General features: G+C 69.1%; 19 protein-coding genes. 3 read left to right on the top strand and 16 right to left on the bottom strand.

From position 1 onward, the window contains the following. Positions 1 to 28: 28 nt before the first annotated feature. The 3 genes from J7D54_RS10760 to modA are packed head-to-tail and all read right to left on the bottom strand — an operon-like array spanning position 29 to position 2,551. Complete coding sequence (locus J7D54_RS10760) at positions 29 to 1,084, bottom strand: sulfate/molybdate ABC transporter ATP-binding protein (RefSeq protein ID WP_182763880.1); 1,056 nt, start codon at positions 1,082 to 1,084, stop codon at positions 29 to 31. Beyond that, complete coding sequence (locus J7D54_RS10765) at positions 1,077 to 1,850, bottom strand: ABC transporter permease (RefSeq protein WP_182763881.1); 774 nt, start codon at positions 1,848 to 1,850, stop codon at positions 1,077 to 1,079. Before J7D54_RS10765 ends, J7D54_RS10760 begins: the two co-directional genes overlap by 8 nt. Further along, on the bottom strand, positions 1,847 to 2,551 hold the full coding sequence (gene modA, locus J7D54_RS10770; RefSeq protein WP_182763882.1) for a molybdate ABC transporter substrate-binding protein: 705 nt from the start codon (positions 2,549 to 2,551) through the stop codon (positions 1,847 to 1,849). The genes J7D54_RS10765 and modA overlap by 4 nt, the downstream gene beginning before the upstream one ends. A 63-nt stretch (positions 2,552 to 2,614) precedes the next feature. Here modA and J7D54_RS10775 point away from each other — a divergent pair, with 63 nt between their 5' ends. Further along, complete coding sequence (locus J7D54_RS10775; protein ID WP_182763883.1) at positions 2,615 to 3,133, top strand: molybdenum cofactor biosynthesis protein B; 519 nt, start codon at positions 2,615 to 2,617, stop codon at positions 3,131 to 3,133. On the opposite strand, the gene moaC is transcribed toward J7D54_RS10775, so the two are convergent. Beyond that, positions 3,130 to 3,597 carry a cyclic pyranopterin monophosphate synthase MoaC gene (gene moaC / locus J7D54_RS10780; protein WP_182763884.1) on the bottom strand — a complete coding sequence of 156 codons (468 nt, stop codon included), beginning with the start codon at positions 3,595 to 3,597 and terminating at the stop codon, positions 3,130 to 3,132. The two genes, J7D54_RS10775 and moaC, sit on opposite strands and share 4 nt — an antisense overlap. 61 nt (positions 3,598 to 3,658) lie before the next feature. Between moaC and J7D54_RS10785 the strand changes: the two genes are divergently transcribed. Then, a complete protein-coding gene (locus J7D54_RS10785; RefSeq protein WP_182763885.1) occupies positions 3,659 to 4,210 on the top strand; it encodes a DUF488 family protein in 552 nt (183 codons plus the stop codon). Here the strand turns inward: J7D54_RS10785 and glp are convergent. The 12 genes from glp to moaA all read right to left on the bottom strand — a co-directional run bounded on the left by glp (position 4,200) and on the right by moaA (position 17,913). Then, on the bottom strand, positions 4,200 to 5,399 hold the full coding sequence (gene glp, locus J7D54_RS10790; RefSeq protein ID WP_182763886.1) for a gephyrin-like molybdotransferase Glp: 1,200 nt from the start codon (positions 5,397 to 5,399) through the stop codon (positions 4,200 to 4,202). The two genes, J7D54_RS10785 and glp, sit on opposite strands and share 11 nt — an antisense overlap. Next, positions 5,399 to 6,148: a HesA/MoeB/ThiF family protein gene (locus J7D54_RS10795; protein ID WP_182763887.1), complete on the bottom strand. Its 750-nt coding sequence runs from the start codon at positions 6,146 to 6,148 to the stop codon at positions 5,399 to 5,401. Before J7D54_RS10795 ends, glp begins: the two co-directional genes overlap by 1 nt. Further along, entirely contained in the window at positions 6,139 to 6,555 is a 417-nt protein-coding gene (locus J7D54_RS10800; RefSeq protein WP_370585853.1) for a molybdenum cofactor biosynthesis protein MoaE, read from the bottom strand. The genes J7D54_RS10795 and J7D54_RS10800 overlap by 10 nt, the downstream gene beginning before the upstream one ends. 62 nt (positions 6,556 to 6,617) lie before the next feature. Continuing rightward, on the bottom strand, positions 6,618 to 8,006 hold the full coding sequence (locus J7D54_RS10805) for an MFS transporter (RefSeq protein WP_182763889.1): 1,389 nt from the start codon (positions 8,004 to 8,006) through the stop codon (positions 6,618 to 6,620). Then, positions 8,003 to 9,346 carry a nitrate/nitrite transporter gene (locus tag J7D54_RS10810; RefSeq protein WP_245243965.1) on the bottom strand — a complete coding sequence of 448 codons (1,344 nt, stop codon included), beginning with the start codon at positions 9,344 to 9,346 and terminating at the stop codon, positions 8,003 to 8,005. The genes J7D54_RS10805 and J7D54_RS10810 overlap by 4 nt, the downstream gene beginning before the upstream one ends. An 8-nt stretch (positions 9,347 to 9,354) precedes the next feature. Continuing rightward, the gene (gene narI, locus J7D54_RS10815) at positions 9,355 to 10,113 is read right to left on the bottom strand and encodes a respiratory nitrate reductase subunit gamma (protein ID WP_182763890.1); all 759 of its coding nucleotides are present in this window, start codon (positions 10,111 to 10,113) and stop codon (positions 9,355 to 9,357) included. Beyond that, on the bottom strand, positions 10,110 to 10,721 hold the full coding sequence (gene narJ / locus J7D54_RS10820) for a nitrate reductase molybdenum cofactor assembly chaperone (RefSeq protein WP_182763891.1): 612 nt from the start codon (positions 10,719 to 10,721) through the stop codon (positions 10,110 to 10,112). Before narJ ends, narI begins: the two co-directional genes overlap by 4 nt. Beyond that, complete coding sequence (narH, locus tag J7D54_RS10825) at positions 10,721 to 12,301, bottom strand: nitrate reductase subunit beta (protein ID WP_182763892.1); 1,581 nt, start codon at positions 12,299 to 12,301, stop codon at positions 10,721 to 10,723. The genes narJ and narH overlap by 1 nt, the downstream gene beginning before the upstream one ends. Beyond that, entirely contained in the window at positions 12,301 to 16,014 is a 3,714-nt protein-coding gene (locus tag J7D54_RS10830) for a nitrate reductase subunit alpha (RefSeq protein WP_182763893.1), read from the bottom strand. The genes narH and J7D54_RS10830 overlap by 1 nt, the downstream gene beginning before the upstream one ends. 56 nt (positions 16,015 to 16,070) lie before the next feature. After that, positions 16,071 to 16,652 (bottom strand): molybdenum cofactor guanylyltransferase, encoded by a 582-nt coding sequence (locus J7D54_RS10835; protein ID WP_182763894.1) that lies wholly within the window; start codon positions 16,650 to 16,652, stop codon positions 16,071 to 16,073. A gap of 4 nt (positions 16,653 to 16,656) precedes the next feature. Next, entirely contained in the window at positions 16,657 to 16,896 is a 240-nt protein-coding gene (locus tag J7D54_RS10840; protein WP_182763895.1) for a MoaD/ThiS family protein, read from the bottom strand. Between the two features lie 18 nt (positions 16,897 to 16,914). After that, complete coding sequence (gene moaA / locus J7D54_RS10845; RefSeq protein WP_182763896.1) at positions 16,915 to 17,913, bottom strand: GTP 3',8-cyclase MoaA; 999 nt, start codon at positions 17,911 to 17,913, stop codon at positions 16,915 to 16,917. A gap of 72 nt (positions 17,914 to 17,985) precedes the next feature. On the opposite strand from moaA, the gene J7D54_RS10850 reads away from it, so the two are divergent. After that, positions 17,986 to 18,588, top strand: a complete 603-nt coding sequence (locus J7D54_RS10850) for a metalloregulator ArsR/SmtB family transcription factor (RefSeq protein WP_182763897.1) — start codon at positions 17,986 to 17,988, stop codon at positions 18,586 to 18,588. Positions 18,589 to 18,606 lie beyond the last annotated feature (18 nt).

Below are 18,606 nucleotides of genomic sequence, written 5' to 3' on the forward strand. Positions count from 1 at the left end.
CCCGAGCGCCTGGGCGCTGTCATCGCGATCAGCCCTGATACAACGCAACCTGGGTCGCCTTGAGGACCGCCAACACCCGGTCCCCCGGCGCCAGCGCCATCTCCCGGACGGCTTCCGGGGTGAGGTCAGCGGCCAGGCGGTGCCCCGCCACGCGCAGGATCACGCGCTGCACCGGCCACCGGTCCTCCACCAGTTCCACCACCGCTGGCAGCACGTTGCGCGGGCTCCCGTGCGGAGCGGTACGGAAGACGGACACCGCCGTGGGAGGGAAGACGGCCCGCGCCTCGCCGCGGGTCAACCCGTGCTCCGCGAGCCCAGCCACGGCGACCCCCTCGCCCAGCGCCAGGGCCCCGTCGTCGTCGATGACCCCGCGCAGCAGGTTGAGCCCCACGAAGTGGGCCAGAAACTCCGACGACGGCCCCTGCGCCACGTCCTCGACGGCGCCGCCCCCCACGACGGAACCCTTTCCCAGCTCGATGACGTGGTCCGCCAGCGACACCACGTCGAGGAAGTCGTGGGTCACCAGCACGGTGGTCAGCCCGCGCAGCCGGGCGCGCAACAGTCGCCGGAGTTCGGGAGTGACCGTGGCGTCGAGCGCCGCGAAGGGTTCGTCGAGCAGCATCACGTCGGGATCGATGGCCAGGGCCCGGGCCAGCGCCACGCGCTGCGCCTGGCCCCCGGACAGTTGCGCCGGCCGCCGCTGCCCGAGTTCCCCCAGCCCGATCTCCGCCAGTTCCCGCGCCGCGCGCTCCTGCGCCTCAACCTTCGACGCGCCACGGGAGCGCGGCCCATAGGCGACGTTCTCGAGCACCGTCAGGTGCGGGAACAGCAGGGCGCGCTGCTCCAGGTACCCCAGCCTGCGACGGTGCGCGGGCAGCATTCGGCCGGGTGCCGACACCGTGCGGCCGAGCATCGTCACGGAGCCGGTATCCGGGGCCAGGCTCCCGGCGATGAGGTGGATGAGGCTCGATTTGCCGGCGCCGTTGGGCCCGACCACTGCGACGGTCCCGCCCTCAGGGATGCCGACGGCGAGGTCCAGGCCGCGTGCGGCCACCGTCGCCTCGATGCGCACCGCGTCAGTCATGCATGCTCCTCAGCCCGTGCGAGAGGCCCACCACCAGCGCGGCGACGGCCAGCAGCACGACGGCGAGCGCGAGCGCCAGGTCAGTGTCGCCCTCGCGGAGGAGGTAGATCTCGAGCGGCAGCGTGCGGGTGACGCCCTGCAGGGAGCCTGCGAAGGTCAGCGTGGCGCCGAACTCCCCCAGCGCCCTGGCGAAGGCGAGCGCGGTGCCGGAGCCGACGGCCGGCGCCAGCATGGGCAGCGTCACGGTGAAGAAGGAGCGGGAGGGGCTGGCGCCGAGGTAGAACGCGGCCCGTTCGTAGTCGCCGCCAGCGGCGCGGAAGGCGCCCTCCAGGGAGACCACCAGGAACGGCAGCGCCACGAAGGTCTGCGCCACGATCACGGCCGCCGTGGTGAAGCCGATCTCGATCCCGAGCACCGACAGGTGCTGACCGATCAGCCCCCGGCGCCCGAGCGTGATCAGCAGCGCCAGGCCGGCCACCACGGGCGGCAGCACCATGGGCACCGTCACCAGGGTGCGCACCCACCGCGCCCAGGCGGCCCTGGAGCGGGCGAGCACCAGCGCCGTGGGGGTGCCGATGACCAGCACGATCAGGGTCGAGACGACGCACGTGGCGAGGCTCAGCGTGAGCGCGTCCATCGCGCGTTCCGAGGCCAGGAGTTCGGGGAGGCGCCCCCAGGGAGCGCGGATGACGAGCGCCAGGAGCGGGACGGCCAGGAGGGCCACCGCGACGCCGAACGGCAGCCAGGCCCACCGTGGGACGTTCATGACGGCGAACCGAACCCGAAGCCCTGCAGTTGTGCGCCCCACTGACCCGCGAGCCTTTCCGCGTAGGCACGCGCAGCTTCGGGGCGGGCGGCGCCCTTCAGCACGGCCACCCAGTACGTGGTGGGATCCTGCTCCGCCCCGGGCACCGGGAGGATCTCGACGGCCTCGGAGGTGGCCGCATCGGTGGCGTAGACCAGCCCTGCGTCGGCTTCGCCCGAAGCCACCTTGCCGAGCACGTCGGTGACCTTGGTCTCTTCCGACACGGGGCTCAGCGCCACGCCATTCGAATCGGCCAACCGCCGGCTGGCGGCGCCGCAGGGCACCTCCTCGGCACAGACCACCAGCTTCACACCGTCGAGCGAGGCGTCGAACCCCGTCACGCCGCCAGGGTTGCCGGTTGGCACCACCAGGACGAGGTGGTTCGTCGCGAACATCACGGGCTCGCCGTCGATGAGTCCCTCCCTGACCGCGCGGTCCATGGTGTTCCTGTCCGCAGAGGCGAACACATCGGCCCGTGCGCCACCGGCGATCTGGTCGACGAGGCCGGAGGACCCGTCGAATGAGTAGTCGGCATCCGGCTCGAGTTGCGGGAGCACCTGATGGAGCGAGGCTGCGGCGAAGACCCGCAGCGGGCCCCCGGAGGTGGGCGCGCACCCGGTCAGGGCCGAGGCGGCCAGTGCGAGGCCGAGCACCCAACGCATGGCACCCCTCCTCGCCTCGTCGCCAACGCCGTCCTCCACAACCTATCGCCTAGGCTGGAATCCATGAGCCATCCCGCCGCCGTGATCACCTGCTCGGACCGCGCCTTCGCCGATGTCTACGAGGACCGCTCCGGCCCCGTGGCCGTCCTCGCCCTGAGGGAAGCGGGGTTCGACACGCCGGATCCGGTGATCGTGCCTGACGATCCTGAGCAGATCCGGCTCGCCGTCGCCAGTGCGGTGGACGCGGGTGCCCGCGTGGTCGTCACCAGCGGGGGTACCGGGGTCAGCCCCACGGACATCACCGTCGAGATCACCCGCGACCTCATCGCCTACGAGGTGCCCGGGCTGATGGAGGAGGTCCGCCGCCGGGGCGCCGAGAGGCAGCCCCTGGCGCTCTTGAGCCGCGGCGTGGCGGGCGTGCTGGCCCTCCCCGACGCGAAGCGGGCGTTGATCATCAACGCGCCGGGGTCACGCGGCGGCGTTCGCGACACCATGGCCGTGGTGGGCCCCCTGTTGGGTCATATCGTCGACCAGCTCGACGGCGCGGACCACGACATGAGCGCGCCCCCGTCGCAGCCCTAGGGGCGCACCCAGTCGCCTGAGCGGCCACCGCTCTTGGCTGTGATCTTCGCCGAGACGATCTCCGCGCTGCGGTCCACGCCCTTCACCATGTCGACGATCGCCAGGGCCGCGACGGTGACCGAGGTGAGGGCCTCCATCTCGACGCCGGTGCGGTCAGCCGTGCGCACGGTGGCGGTGATGTCCACGCCGCCGTCGGTGATCTCGAGCTCCACCGTGCAGCCGTGCACCCCGATGACGTGCGCCAGCGGCAGCAGGTCGGGCGTCTTCTTCGCCGCGGCGATGCCGGCGACGCGGGCGACGGCGAGCACGTCGCCCTTCGGCACCGTACCGGACCGCAGCGCCTCCACGACCTCGGGCGAGGTGCGCACGGTGGCGACCGCGGTGGCCGAGCGGACCGTCGGCTGCTTGGCGGTGACGTCGACCATGCGGGCCTGGCCCTGGGCATCGAGGTGCGTGAACTCCATGCGGCAAACCTACCGTGCGGGCTGCGGACCGGATGGGGGCCCGAGCGCCTAGCCTTGGTGGATGCCGTTGTTCACCGTCGGACATTCAGACCGCAGTATCGAGGAGTTCATCGACCTGCTCGCCGCCCACGAGGTGGGCGTGCTGGCCGATGTGCGCAGCCTGCCCGGGTCGCGCAAGTTCCCGCACTTCAACAGCGAGGCGCTCGCCACCTCCCTCCCGGAGCGCGGCATCGAGTACCTGCGGATCGAGGACCTGGGTGGGCGCCGGAACAAGTCGAAGACGGTGGACCCCTCGGCCAACGGGATGTGGCGCAACCAGAGCTTCCACAACTACGCGGACTGGGCCATGGGCGAGGATTTCGGGCGGGCGTTGCAGCAGTTCCGGGCGCTCGGGCCCCGCCGACCCACCGTGATGTGTTCCGAGGCGGTCTGGTGGCGGTGCCACCGCCGGATCATCGCGGACCACCTCCTGGCGCTCGGCGACGACGTGCGGCACATCATGTCGCCCACCAAGGCAGACCCCGCCACCCTGACCCCCGGGGCTCAAACCGACGGCGCGACCGTCACCTACCCTGCCGAGGACCCCCCGTCCGGAGATGACTTCAGCGGGTGATCAGCACCTCAACGGTCTCCCCAGGCGACTCCCGGTCCTCAGGCACCATCGCCATGCCGTCGGCACGGTGCAGTGACGCGATCAGGTGCGAGCCGGAGCCCAGCCCGTGGGAGGGGGCGACTCCCCCGTCGACGAGCCGCACCGGGATGTACTGGCGGCGGCTGGAGGATTTGCGCCAGGTCTCGCGCACCGGCAACTGGAGGGTGAGGGGCTTCTTCGCCGCTCCGGTGAGCTCGGCCAGGAGCGGACGGAGGAACAGCCAGGCGGAGACCCAGGTACTGACGGGGTTGCCTGGGAGCCCCAGGAAGGGCACGCCCCTGCCGTCCGCGGCTCGCAACAGCCCGCTGGCCTGCGGTTTCCCCGGCTGCATGTTCACCCGGACGAACTCGATGTCGCCTTCCACCACCTGGCGCACCACCTCGAAGGCCCCCACGGAGACGCCGCCTGTCGTGACCACGACATCCGCGGCGAGCGCCTCGTCGAGCACCGCGCGGAACTGGGCGGCGTCGTCGCCGACGGCGCGCCTCAGGACGACGTCGCCGCCGAAGCGCGACACCAGCGCCTCGAGCAGATAGGAATTGGAATCCGGGATCTGGCCGAAGCCCAGTTCTTCACCCGGCGCGACGAGTTCGTCTCCCGTGGCCAGCACCGCCACCCGGGGGCGACGACGCAGCGGCACGCTCCCGTAACCGATCGACGCGGCGGCCGCCGTGGCCTCCGCACTCCACACAGTTCCCGCGGGCAGCACCAACTGGCCGACCGGCACGTCCTCGCCCCTGTGGCGCACGTGCCTCCCCGCGTCGACGGTCTCGTGCACGACGACCCACTCCGGCAGGGGCGCGTCGCCCATGGGCTGGTCCGTCAGTTCCACCGGCACCACGGAATCGGCCCCGGGCGGCAGTGGCGCCCCCGTCATGGTCCGCGCGCACTCCGCCGCGCCGACGGTGGGGGCCCACGAGGCGCCGGCGGGCACGTCGCCGATCACCCTCAGCCGCACGCCGGCCGAGAGGTCTGCGGCCCGGACAGCGAAACCGTCCATCGCCGAGTTGTCGAAGGGCGGCACGGCGAACCGCGCGGAGAGTCCCTCGGCCAGCACGCGGCCGACGCCGTCGGACACCGCCACGTCCTCCGCAGGCACCACGGTGGCCAGGCTGACGACGCGCGCGAGGTAGTCCTCAACGCTCAACATCAGGCGGCCCTTCTCAGCGGGAGCACAGCCCAACGGCCGCGGGCCGCGTCGAGCACCATCACCCGCCCGACCAGCGGTTCGCCGTAGCCGGCCAACAGCTTCACGGCCTCGGTGGCCTGTAGGGCGCCGATCTGGCCCACCATGGCCCCGAGCACGCCGATGTCGGTGGCCTTGGGATAGTCGCCCTCGGCCGGCTCGACGGGGATGAGGTCGCGCAGGTACAGCCTGTCGCCGTGCGCATCAGGGACGCCGAAGACGGAACACTGGCCCTGCATGCCCACCGCGGTGGCCCACACGAGGCGTGCGCCCACGGCCTCCGCGGCGTCGGAGATGAGGAACTTGGCGCCGAAGGTGTCACAGCAGTCCATCACCAGGTCGAACCCGGTGAACAGTTCCTTGGCCCGCTCGAGATCGATGTACTCGGGGAACTCCTCGACGGTGACGTCCGGGTTCAGCGCCCGCAGCCGCTCGGCGCCCGAGGCGGCCTTGTTGCGGCCCAGTTCGGTGTGCAGCACCTGGCGCTGCATGTTCTTGAGTTCCACGTGGTCGCCGTCGACGACTCCGATCCGGCCGACGCCGGCGGCGGCCAGGTACGGCAGCGCCGCGGACCCCAGGCCCCCGGCGCCGATCACCAGCACCGACGACGACAGGAGCCTCTGCTGCCCTTGAACGCCCATGCCCACCACGTCGATGTTGCGGACGTAGCGCTCGAGTTGTTCCTCCGTGAGCGGTGCCGGCGTCACGGGCATTCGGACCACTCGTGCGTGCCGTCCGCGAGGAACTGCTTCTTCCAGATGGGGAGGCTCTCCTTGACCCGGTCCACGAGGTCCGACGCGCACTCGAACGCCTGCTTGCGGTGCGAGGCCGCGACGGCGACGAACAGCGCCACTCCCCCGATGTCGAGGTGACCGACGCGGTGCTGGGCGGCGATGGCGTGCACGCCGTCGCGACCCACGAACTCCTCCACCACCTGACGCATCACCTGGTCCGCCGACGGGTGCCCGACGTACTCGATGCCCGTGACGGCCTTGCCGTGATCGTGGTCGCGGACCACCCCGGCGAACGAGACCACGGCGCCGGCCCGGTCGTCGTTCACGGCCGAGAGGAGCGCGCCGGTGTCGACGTCTGTGGAGGTCACGCCAGCGGTTCGGATCATGGCTGCCATGGTATGTCCTTCGATCGTTTCCCTCGCTCCCCTCGCAGGGTCACCGTGCCGGCTCAGCTGGGCTTCGGGGCACCGGGCCGCGCGTAACGAACCCAGGCGATGCCGATGCACATCACCGCGAAGACGGCGCCGATGATGTAGAACGTCGTGGGCGACATGATGGTGAGGCCCACGCCGAACAGGAACGGCCCGAACGCGGCGATGGCGCCCGTCCAGCCGATCACACCGCCCGCCTGGCGTCGCTCGAAGATCATCGGCATCTGCTTGAACGTGGACGCGTTGCCGATCCCGGAGAACAGGAAGATCGCCAGCATGCCCCAGAGGAACAGGTTGAACGAGCCCTGAAGGGCCTCCGCGCTGGAGTAGTCCGGCGTCAACGACGGGATGGTGATGAGGATGGACACGAAGATGCCGATGCCGGACACGAGGGTCCAGACCGCACCGCCCATGCGGTCCGTGAGCGGTGAGAACAGGATGCGCGCACCGGCCCCCACCAGCGGGCCGAGGAAGACGAACTTCACCGGATCCGGCACCGAATAGCCCTCGATGAGCACCTGCGCAGCGGCACCGGCGCCCTCCACGATCTGCGGGTTCGCGGCACCGTAGAGGTTGGCCATCAGCAGGCCGAACTGCGCCGACAGGCCCGAGAACGTGCCGAAGGTCATGATGTAGAGCAGCGTCATCAGCCAGGTGTCCGGGTTGTTGAAGATGTCGAACTGCTGCTTGATGTTGGCCTTGACCGGCACGGACTTCAGGACGATGTAGGCCCAGATGGCGCCCGCGATGATGAAGGGGAGGTAGACCAGCGCCGAGTTCTGGTACCAGATGGTGACCGGCTGCTCACCGGAGACCGCCATCTGCTGCGAACCCAGGAACGTGAACATGCCGAACGAAATGAGCCAGGGCGTCAGCAGCTGCACGAGCGAGACACCGAAGTTGCCGATCCCGGCCTGCAGGCCCAGCGCGGTGCCCTGCATGCGCTTGGGGAAGAAGTAGGAGGTTGACGGCATGAAGCCGGAGAAGGCGCCGCCGCCGATACCGGCCAGGAACGCCAGCCCCATGAGGCGCCAATAGGGCACGTCGGGGTTGGTCACTTCGAAGCCCCAGCCGAGGACCGGCAGGATCAGCAGCAGGGTGGTGAGCACCACCATCTTGCGGGTGCCGATCTTGGGCGGGAGCACCATCCAGACCAGACGCAGGAGGCCACCGGAGAGGCCCGGCATCGAGGCCATCCAGTACAGCTGCGCCTTGGTGAAGGTGAAGCCCAGCGCGTTCAGCTTGGGGATGATGGCGCTCGGCAGGAACCACGCCACGAAACACAGGGTGAGCGTGAACGTCGACACCGTCAACGTGTTCCAGGCGAGCTTCTTGTCCCACTTGGACTCGTCCTCGGGGTCCCACGAGACGAGCCAGTCGCCCTTCGTCTCCAGCTTTGTACTCATTGCGTGGCCTCCTCCATGGGGCGTTCGATCGTGCCGGCGAGTTGCGGGGTCTCCTCATGGAGCATCCGGACGATGGTGATGTGCATCCACGCGGCGCAGATCACCGTGAGGACGAAGATGACGAAGAACGTGCTGCTCGGGAACCCGGACCATGTCTTCGAGTAGGCGAACAGGGGCGGCAGGATGAAGCCGCCCAGGCCGCCGAGCGTGCCGACGAGCCCGCCGACCGAGCCGACGTTCTCCGGGAAGTACTCGGGGATGTGCTTGAACACCGCCGCCTTGCCGAAGCCCATGGCACAGCCCAGCAGGAACACCACGAGGACGAACCAGGGCAGTTGCATGGAGTAGTGCAGGTGCTGGGTCTGGGCACCGTCGGGATGCACGATGGTGATGTGGCCGTTGGGCATCATGAGGATGCCGCTGGTGACCAGCATCAGGGCGAACGTCCAGTACATGACCTTGCGGGCGCCCCACCGGTCGCTCATCCAGCCGCCGACGGGCCGCAGCAGCGACGCCGGGAAGATGAAGGTGGCCGTCAGCAGGCCCGCGACGGCGAGGTCGACGTCGAAGTTGTCCACGTAGTACTTCGGCAGCCACGCCGACAACGCCACGTAGGCGCCGAACACGGCCACGTAGTAGACGCTGAAGCGCCACACGCGCACGTTACTGAGCGGCTTGAGCATCTCGGAGACGGGCTTCGCGGTGCCGGGGGCGCGATCCACGCGCGGCACGATCAGCCACGTGGCGACGCCCGTGATGACAAGCAGCACCGCGTAGATCACGGGGATGAGCCGCCACCCACCCTGGATGCCCAGGAAGAAGGTGGAGCCGGCTGTGGTGGTGATCAGGACGGGGCCGATGAATTTGGTGACCGACGCGCCGACGTTGCCGGCCCCGAACACGCCCAGCGCGAGACCCTGGCGGCTCTTCGAGTGCCACGCGGAGTTCCAGGTGGTGCCCACGGAGAAGAGGTTGCCCGCGAAGCCCACGAGGAACGCCAGGACCAGGAGCATCGTGTAGTTGTCCGCGAGCGAGACCAGATAGGCGGGGACGGCACAGGCGAACAGCAGGAAGAGCGTGACCTTACGGCCGCCGATGCGGTCGGCGATGATGCCTGCGGGCAGCCGCCACATCGACCCGTTGAGGACGGCCAAGGCGGCGATCCAGCTGAGTTCTTCGTCCGAGATCCCCAGTTCCTTCTGGATGGGGATGCCGAGGATGCCGAACATGAGCCACACGGCGAACATCAGGGTGAATGCGATGGTGGACATCGTGAGTACCCGGCCTGCGCCCTTGCCGGTGTCGTGGATGGGCGCGACCTCGATGAGGTGTTTGGTCAACGGGGGTCCTAGCGGCGGGTTTTCTCGTTGTCACGGGTCCCCACCGGATCCCATCCGCGACCCGTGCGGGTGGCGGAGTGGCGCGGCGAGGTGTCGCGGGTGCGGTACACGATGTAGGGACGGAACAGGTAGTGGAACGGTGCTGAGAAGGCGTGCACCAACCGGGTGAACGGCGTGATGGCGAACAGCAGCAGGCCGATGACCACGTGCGTCTGGAACTGCCAGGTGGAAGCGGCCATCGCGTCCACGTCGGGCTGGAGGACGAACAGTGAGCGGAACCAGATGGAGACGGTCTCGCGGTAGTTGTGTTCGGTGCCGTCGGCGAACCGGTCGCCGGTGAGGGTGGCGACCATGCCCAGGCCGATGACCGTGGCGAGGACCAGATACATGATCTTGTCGTTCCAGGTGGTGGCCGCGAACACCGAGCCGGTGCGCCGACGACGCCAGATCAGCAGGGCCAGGCCGACGACGAGCGCCAGGCCGGCGAGACCGCCGCCGTAGTAGGCACCCAGGTGGTACGAGTGCTGGTCGAGGCCGACCCAGTCCGTGAACACCTTGGGGATCAACAGGCCCACGAGGTGGCCCATGAGCACGGCGATCAGCGCGAAGTGGAACAGCGGGGAGGCGACCTTGAGGAGCTTGGACTCGTACATCTGCGACGATCGGGTGGTCCAGCCGAACTGGTCGAACTTGTAGCGCCAGATCAGGCCGCCCACCAGGACGAAGAGAACGACGTAGGGCAGCACGCCCCAGAGCAGGAATTTCATCGTGCGGCTCCTTGCATCGTGGGATATGGCAGGAGGGTCTGCTCCAGGCCGACGGTTTCAGCAGGCGGTCCGGCCATGAGGTCGCGCACCTCGGCGCGCGACTGCGGCGAGGCGCCGCCCAACTCGGCGCAGATGGCGGCCAGCAGCCCTGTCTGGGGCAGCTTGTCCTCAGCCAGGCCGATGCGCAGCAGTTCGAGCGAAGCCCGGAACTTGTTGAGCAGTGCGACGCCCAGCTCGGGATTCCCGACCGCGGCGAATTCGAGCACCATCGGCAGGAAATCCGGCAGTTCGCCGTCGAGGTCGACGAGCAGGCCGGAGTCGCGGTAGGTCTGCTTGATCGCGGCCAGCACCTCCCCGCGACGGCGGGTGTCGCCGTCGGTCCAGTACGTCAGGTGGAGCGCGTGGCGGCGGGACAGGTCGAACTCCTGAACGTGCCAGGACTGCAATTCCATCAGCGGCTTGGAGCGCAGGTGGGCGATCGTCGGCGCGAAGTCTGCGGCGGCGCGGCTCTGCCCCACCGCCTCCTCCACGAGGTCGAGGCGGCCCAGGAGCTCCTCATCGGGGTACGTCAGCAGCAGGCCGGCGGCCTGGAAGATGACGGCGCTCATCACACCGCCCCCGGGTCCGTCTGGCGGGCCTTCGCCGAGGCGAAGCTCTCGATGGCCACAGGTATGGGGCGCCCGGACGACGAGCCGAACGGCCCCTCGCCACCCGCGCCCGGTCCGCCGTCGAAGTCGAGCGAGCAGCCCATCTCCTCCAGGTTGTGGGCGTCCTCCCGGTGCGCCTTGGGGATGACGTAGCGCTCGTCGTACTTCGCGATGGCCAGCAACCGGTACATCTGCTCCAGCGCCTTGGGCTCCATGCCGACGGCGTGCGCCAACTCCGGCTGCCGCTCGCGGCCGAGCGTCACGTCACGCATGTACGAGCGCATGGCCGCCAGCTTCTGCAGCACCAGGGTGACCACGTCGGCGTCGCCCGCGGTGAACAGCTCCGCCAGGTACTCCACGGGGATGCGCAGCGTGTCGATGGCACCGAACAGGTTGCCGCCCGCCTCGGAGTCGTGGCCCTGCGCCTTCAGCAGGTCCACCACCGGCGACAGCGGCGGCACGTACCAGACCATCGGCATGGTCCGGTACTCCGGGTGCAGCGGCAGCGCGACCTTGAAGTGCTTGATCAGCGCGTAGACAGGGGAACGCTGGGCGGCCTCCAGCCAGTCCGACGGGATGCCGTTGGCCTTGGCGTCGCGGATGACCTCGGGGTCCTTCGGGTCCAGCATCAGGTCGAGCTGGGCCTCGTAGAGGTCCTTGTCATCGGCGAGCGCGGCCTTGGTGACCATGTCCGGGTCGTAGAGGATGATGCCGATGTAGCGCAGGCGCCCCACGCAGGTCTCGGAGCACACCGTCGGCAGCCCCACTTCCAGGCGGGGATAGCACATGGTGCACTTCTCGGCCTTGCCGGAGCGGTGGTTGAAGTAGATCTTCTTGTACGGGCAACCGGTGATGCACTGGCGCCAGCCGCGGCACTTGTCCTGGTCCACCAGCACGATGCCGTCTTCCGCACGCTTGTAGATGGCGCCAGACGGGCAAGCGGCCATGCAGGACGGGTTGAGGCAGTGCTCGCAGATGCGGGGCACGAAGAACATGAAGGTCTTCTCGTACTCCGCCTTGATCTCCTGGTTCGCCTCTTCGCGCAGTTTGCGCACGATGGGGTCCTGGTCGATCGTCTCGCTGATGCCGCCCAGCGAGTCGTCCCAGTTGGCCGAGGCCGAGATCGCCATGTTGTCGCCGGTGATCAGCGACTTGGGGCGCGCAACCGGGAAGTCGTCGCCGAGCGGGGCCTGGATGAGGTTCTCGTAGTCGTAGGTCCACGGCTCGTAGTAGTCGCCCAGTTCAGGCTGTACGGGCGAGGCGAAGATGCTCAGGAGCTTCTTGAACCTGCCCCCCGAGCGCAGCTTCAGCCGGCCCGACTTGGTGCGGACCCAGCCGCCCTGCCACTTCTCCTGGTCCTCGTACTGCCTGGGGTAGCCGAGGCCCGGGCGGGTCTCCACGTTGTTGAACCAGACGTACTCGGTGCCGGCGCGGTTGGTCCACGCCTGCTTGCACGTCACGGAACACGTGTGGCACCCGATGCACTTGTCCAGGTTCATCACCATGGCCACCTGGGCCATGACACGTCGCTGCTTTGCCATCAGTACTGAACCTCCTGCGAGCGGCGGCGCACCGTCGACACGATGTCGCGCTGGACGCCGGTGGGGCCGATGTAGTTGAAGGCGTACGCCTGGTGCGCGTATCCGCCGATGAGGTGCGTCGCCTTGAGCAGGATGCGGGTCACCGAGTTGTGGATGCCGCCGCGGCGGCCGGTGGCCTCCGACTTCGGCACGTCGATGGTGCGTTCCTGCGCGTGCTGCACATAGGCCACGCCGTCGGGCAGTTTCGGGGTGACGACGGCGCGGGCCACGAACACGCCGTTGGCGTTGGTGAGCTCGATCCAGTCGTTGTCCCGGACGCCGATCGACGCCGCGTCGGCCACGCTCAACCAGGCCTGTGGACCGCCTCTGCCCAGGCTCAGCATCAGGAGGTTGTCCTGGTACTCGGAGTGGATGGACCACTTGTTGTGCACCGTGAGGTAGCGCAGAGTGATCTGCTTCTCCCCGGTGGGGCCAAGTTCAGGCTCGCCATAGGCGGCCGTCATGTCGAGCGGGGGCCGGAAGGTCGGCAGGTTCTCGCCCGCGTCCGTCATCCAGTCGTGGTCGAGGAAGAAGTGCATGCGGCCCGAGAGGGTGTGCCACGGCTTGAGCCGCTCCACGTTGATGGTGAACGCGGCGTAGCGGCGGCCACCGGTCTCCGAGCCGGACCACTCCGGGGAGGTGATGACGGGCTGCGGGGCCTGCTGGGTCTGGGCGAAGGTGATCCGGCGCTCTTCGAGGCCCTCCGACAGGTCTGCCAGGCGGCGGCCGGTCTTCTTCTCCAAGGTGCGGAAGCCCTGCGTCGCCAGTTCGCCGTTGGTGGTGCCGGAGAACATCAGGATGGCTTCTGCCAGGCGCTTGTCGGTGTTGATCGCCGGGCGACCGGCGGCCGGGCCCGAGGGGTAGACACCGTGCAGCTTGCCGAGCTCGCCCACCTGGTGCGAGACGTCGTAGGTGATGTTCTTGACCGTGAAGCCCAGCTCCTCGGCCAAGGGGCCGACTGTGAGCAGCTTGTCGGCGATCGCCGTGTAGTCGCGCTCCACCACCTGCAGGATGGGCAGGTTCCTGCCGGGCACGGCCGGAAGATCCGTGCCCCGCCAGTCCGGCACCGTGCCGCCCGGCTGGGCCAGCTGGCCGGGGGTGTCGTGCTGCATCGCCACCGCGACCAGGTCCCTGCGTGTGTCGAGGCGCCCCTTGGCCATCTCGGAGAACTTGATGGCGAGCTCAGCGAACACGTCGAAGTCCGATTTCGTCTCCCACGGCGGGTCGATCGCCGGGGTGAACGCGTGCACGTAGGGATGCATGTCGGTGCTGGACAGGTCGTACTTCTCGTACCAGGTGGCGGCCGGGAACACGATGTCGCTCAACAGGGTGGAGCTGGTCATGCGGAAGTCAGCGGTGATGAGCAGGTCGAGCTTGCCCTCCGGGGCCTCGTCGTGCCACTTCACCACCTCGGGACGGAGGTCTGCCCCGTGCTGGTTCTCCATCACGTTGTTGTGGGTGCCGAGCAGGTGCTTGAGGAAGTACTCGTTGCCCTTGGCGGAGGAGCCGAACAGGTTCGAGCGCCACAGGATCATGGTGCGCGGCCAGTTCTGGGGCGCGTCGATGTCCTCCACGGAGCTCTTGATCTCACCGGACTTCAGTTTCGCGGCCACGTAGTCCTGCACGCTGGCGGCCTCACCCCGGTCGACGGCGGCCTGCGCCTCGTCCGCCAGGTCCAGCGGGTTCGCGTCGAACTGCGGGTAGAACGGCATCCAGCCCAGCCGGTGCGACAGCGCCACCGCATCAGCGGTGTGCACGCCGTCGAGGCTGCCGGTGGACAGCGGCGACTTGATCCGGTCTGCGGAGAAGCCGTCGGTGCGCCACTGGTCGGTGTGCATGTACCAGTAGGCGGTGCCGATCATGGTGCGCGGCGGGCGCGACCAGTCCATGGCGTTGGCCATGTTGAACCAGCCCGTCATGGGGCGGCACTTCTCCTGGCCGACGTAGTGGGCCCAGCCGCCGCCGTTCTTGCCGATACACCCGGTGAGCATGAGCAGCGCCATGATCGAGCGGTAGGTGGTGTCGGCGTGGAACCAATGACAGATGCCGGCGCCGATGATGATCATCGTGCGGCCCTTGGATTCCTCGGAGTTTTGCGCGAACTCGCGGGCCGTGCGGATGCAGGCCTCGGCGGGCACGCTGGTGATCTCGGCCTGCCACGCCGGGGTGTAGGGCGAGTCGACGTCGTCGTAACCCTTCGCCCAGGTGCCGGGCAGGCCGTCGCGGCCGACGCCGTACTGGGCGAGCATCAGGTCGAAGACGGTGGTGACCAGGTGGTCACCGACCTTCCGCGCGGGGACGCCCCGGCGGATGATGGAGCCCACACCCTTCGGGTCCTCGAAGACGGGCAGGGCCACCTCGACGCCCTGCGTGTCGGCCTGGCCGAGAAGCGACAGGGCGGGGTCGATGCTGCCCAGTTCCAGGTTCCACTGGCCGGCGCCGTCCTCGTTGTAGCGGAAGCCCATCGAGCCGTTCGGCACGGCCGGCCCGGCGGCGGCCTGGTCCCACATGACGGTTTTGAAGGCCGCGTCCGGCTTGTCGGCGTGCTCGGGCAGGTCTGCCGCGGTGAGGAACTTACCGGCGGTCAGGCCGTGGCCGTTCGGGTGCTCCACCAGCGTGATCAGCATGCCCAGGTCCGTGTACTGCTTCACGTAGTCCTGGAAGTAGGGCACCTGGCGGTCGACGAAGTTCTCCTTGAGCATCACGTGGCCCATCGCCATCGCCAGGGCGGCGTCGGTGCCCGCCTGGGCGGGGAGCCACTCGTCGGCGAACTTCACGTTGTCCGCGTAGTCCGGGGCGACGGTGACCACCTTCGTGCCGCGGTAGCGGACCTCGGCCATCCAGTGCGCGTCCGGCGTGCGGGTGACCGGCACGTTGGAGCCCCACATCATGAGGTAGGTGGCGTCCCACCAGTCGCCGGATTCCGGCACGTCCGTCTGGTCGCCAAAGACCTGGGGCGACGCGACGGGGAGGTCGGCGTACCAGTCGTAGAAGCTCGTCATGGCGCCGCCGATGAGGTGCGTGAAGCGCGTGCCGATGGCGTGGCTGACCTGGCTCATCGCCGGGATGGGTGAGAACGACACCACCCGGTCAGGGCCGTAGTTCTTGATGGTGTTGACGTAGCTGGCGGCGGCGATCTCGAGCGCCTCGTCCCAGCTGATCCGCACGAGGCCACCCTTGCCGCGGGCCTGCTGGTAGCGGCGGCGCTTGGCGGGGTCCGTCGAGATCTCGCGGAACGCCTCCACCGGGTCGCCGAGCCGCTTCTTGGCCTCGCGGTACATCTCGATGAGGACGCCGCGGCCGTACGGGTAGCGCACCCGCGTCGGGGAGTAGGTGTACCAGGAGAACGCGGCGCCGCGGGGGCAGCCGCGCGGCTCGTACTCGGGGCGGTCAGGACCCGTGGTGGGATAGTCGGTCTGCTGGGCCTCCCACGTGATGATGCCGTCCTTGACGTAGACCTTCCACGAGCAGGATCCGGTGCAGTTCACGCCGTGCGTCGAGCGCACCACCTTGTCATGGCTCCACCTGTCGCGGTAGAACACGTCGCCTTGGCGTCCGCCCTCGCGGAACACGGCCCGATCATCGTCTGTGGTCTCCCATTGAGTGAAGTACCGCCCGAGTTTGAGGAGGGCGTCAGAGGCGGGGCCGTCAAGGCGCGCGGAATCTGTACTCATGCGCCACAGTCTGCCTGCATCGGGGCCCGTTTGTTCGACATTTTCGAAATTATGTCTTACGGCGTGTCGTAGAGCAACCGGCCTGCTTGAGCGAACTGATCCGGGGTGTCCAGGTCTGCCGTGACCGACGGCGGCGCGGGCAACTCGGCGACGTCCAGGCCGCCCAGGAAACGCCGCACGGAGAGGTCACGCACCTCTCCCACGTCGTCGACCGCCCGACGCAGCGCGTCGAGGCGGTAGCGGCCCGCGAGGTACTGGCGCCACCCCTCGGCATCGACCAGCACCACACCGTCCTTTCCCAGCTGTGCCACGGCCAGGAGGTCGACGACCGCGTCGGGGTTGGCCAGGTCCCCCGCCAAGATGACCACCGAGTCCACCGGGTCGTTCCCGGGTGGCGTGTCCAGGGCCAGCAGCCCGGCCACGATGCCCGCCACCGGACCCCCGTAGGGCGGGTCCTCCAGCGCGAACTCGACGTCGAGCCCGGGCTGCTCGTGACCCGCCACCACCACGCGCGCGGCGACGCCGGCTGCGGCCGAGCAGGTGCGCGCCAGCAAGGTGGCGCCGTCGAGCTCCAGGGCCAGTTTGTCCGTGCCCATGCGGGCCGATCGGCCACCGCCCAGCACGATGGCGGCGATCACCGGCTCATCCCCCGGCGAAGGGCGGCAGCACGTCCAGCGACTGGACCTCTGAGAGGTCCGTGCTGCGGTCCGTGATGCGGGTGCCGTCTGCCAGCAGGGCGCTCACGTTGAGCACCTTGGCCAGGCGTTCATTGCCCTCGGCGAGTTGGCTCACCACCTGGTCCGCGGTCAGGCCGCGGGCCTCGATGATTCGGCTGTCGGCGCCTGCCGCTTCGGCAGCGCCGGCGAAGAACCGGACCTCCACAGATTCATCTCCCTACTGTCAACCGCCGATGGCGCTCATCGTGCGGTCTGGCTGGACAAAATCCACCTCGTCGATCCCGTGGGCCTTCGGCTTGGTGCGGTGGGCGCCGGTCCAGGCGGCGACGAGGTCGTCGTCGGAGCCGCCATCGCGCAGGATGGCGCGCAGGTCCGTCTCCGTGCGGGAGAACAGACAGGTGCGTACGTGGCCGTCCGAGGTGATGCGGGTGCGGTCGCAGTCGCCGCAGAAGGGGTGCGTGACCGAGGCGATCACGCCGACGAGCCCACCGGGCTGCGCGTCGTCGGCCGCGACCCGCCACAGCTGCGCCGGCGCCGCACCGCGCGGCTCTTCCGCGGGGCTGAGGTCGAACTGCTCCTCCAAGGCACCGAGGATCTGGGCGGCGGTGACCATGGCGTCGCGGTCCCACTCCCCCTTGGGGCCGAGCGGCATCTGCTCGATGAAGCGCAACTGGTAGCCGCGCTCCAGGCAGAACTGGGCGAGCGGCACGATGTCGGGCTCGTTCGCCCCGCGCATGATGACGGCGTTGATCTTCACCGGCTCCAGACCGGCGCGTTGCGCGGCTTCGATGCCGGCGAGCACGTCTGGGAGCCGGTCGCGCCGCGCGAGCTGCGCGTAGCGTTCCCGATCCAGTGAGTCCAGGGAGATGTTGACCCGGTCCAGCCCTGCAGAGACGAGCCCGTCGACGCGCTTGTCGAGGCCGAGGCCGTTGGTGGTCAGCGCCAGTTCCGGTCTGGGTGTCAGCGTGGCGGCCACCGCGACGATGCGCTCGAGGCCGGCACGCAACAGGGGCTCACCTCCCGTGAACCGGATGCGGGTCACTCCGAGCCGCTCGACGGCGACCTTGATGACCCGCGACACCTCGTCGTCGGTGAGGGTCTCCTCGACGGGCTGCCAGAGCAGGCCCTCTGCGGGCATGCAGTAGGTACAGCGCAGGTTGCAACGGTCAGTGAGCGAGACGCGCAGATCACGCGCCGTGCGTCCATATCCGTCAACCAGCATGTCCGCATGCTACCCGGACTTTCACCACACCCCTCGTGCAAATGCCCTGCAACGCTGTGTTTAAATGGATTGATGCACGGCCTAGGTCCCACTCGTACCCGCGTTCTGTCACTCCTGCAGTCGGCCAGCGGGCCATTGACCGTGGGCGCCGTGGCCCAGCAACTGGACCTGCACAAGAACTCGGCCAGGTTCCACCTCGACGCCCTGGTCGACTCCGGTTTCGCGGAGCGCTCCACGCAGCCCAGCGGCCGCACCGGCCGCCCGCCGCTGCTCTACTCCGCCACCAGCGAGTCCCCCACCATCGGCAACACGCACCTCCTGGAACTGGCCAACGCTCTGCTGGGCGAGTTCGTCGCCCCGGAGAGCGACGGCCCCGAAAGGGCCCGGCACGCCGGCAAGAGTTGGGGCGCACGGTCCCGCGACCCCGAGGCGCTGGATGTCGAGGGCCTCAAAGCCCACCTCAGCCAGCGAGGCTTCGGCGTGCTGACCACGGAGGACTCGCTGACGTTCACCCGCTGCCCGTTCCGCGAGGTCATCGATGTCGACCAGCTGCCGCTGGTCTGCTCCGTACACCAGGGCCTGCTGGACGGCATCACCGAGGGCTCCCGGTTCACCGTGGGCCACCTCGAGGTGGGCCCACGGGTCTGCCGGGCAGCGCTCAGCGTCGACGCCTAGGCCTTCTGCGCCTCGCCC

Source organism: Tessaracoccus sp. MC1865 (genome assembly GCF_017815535.1).
Classification (GTDB): domain Bacteria; phylum Actinomycetota; class Actinomycetes; order Propionibacteriales; family Propionibacteriaceae; genus Arachnia.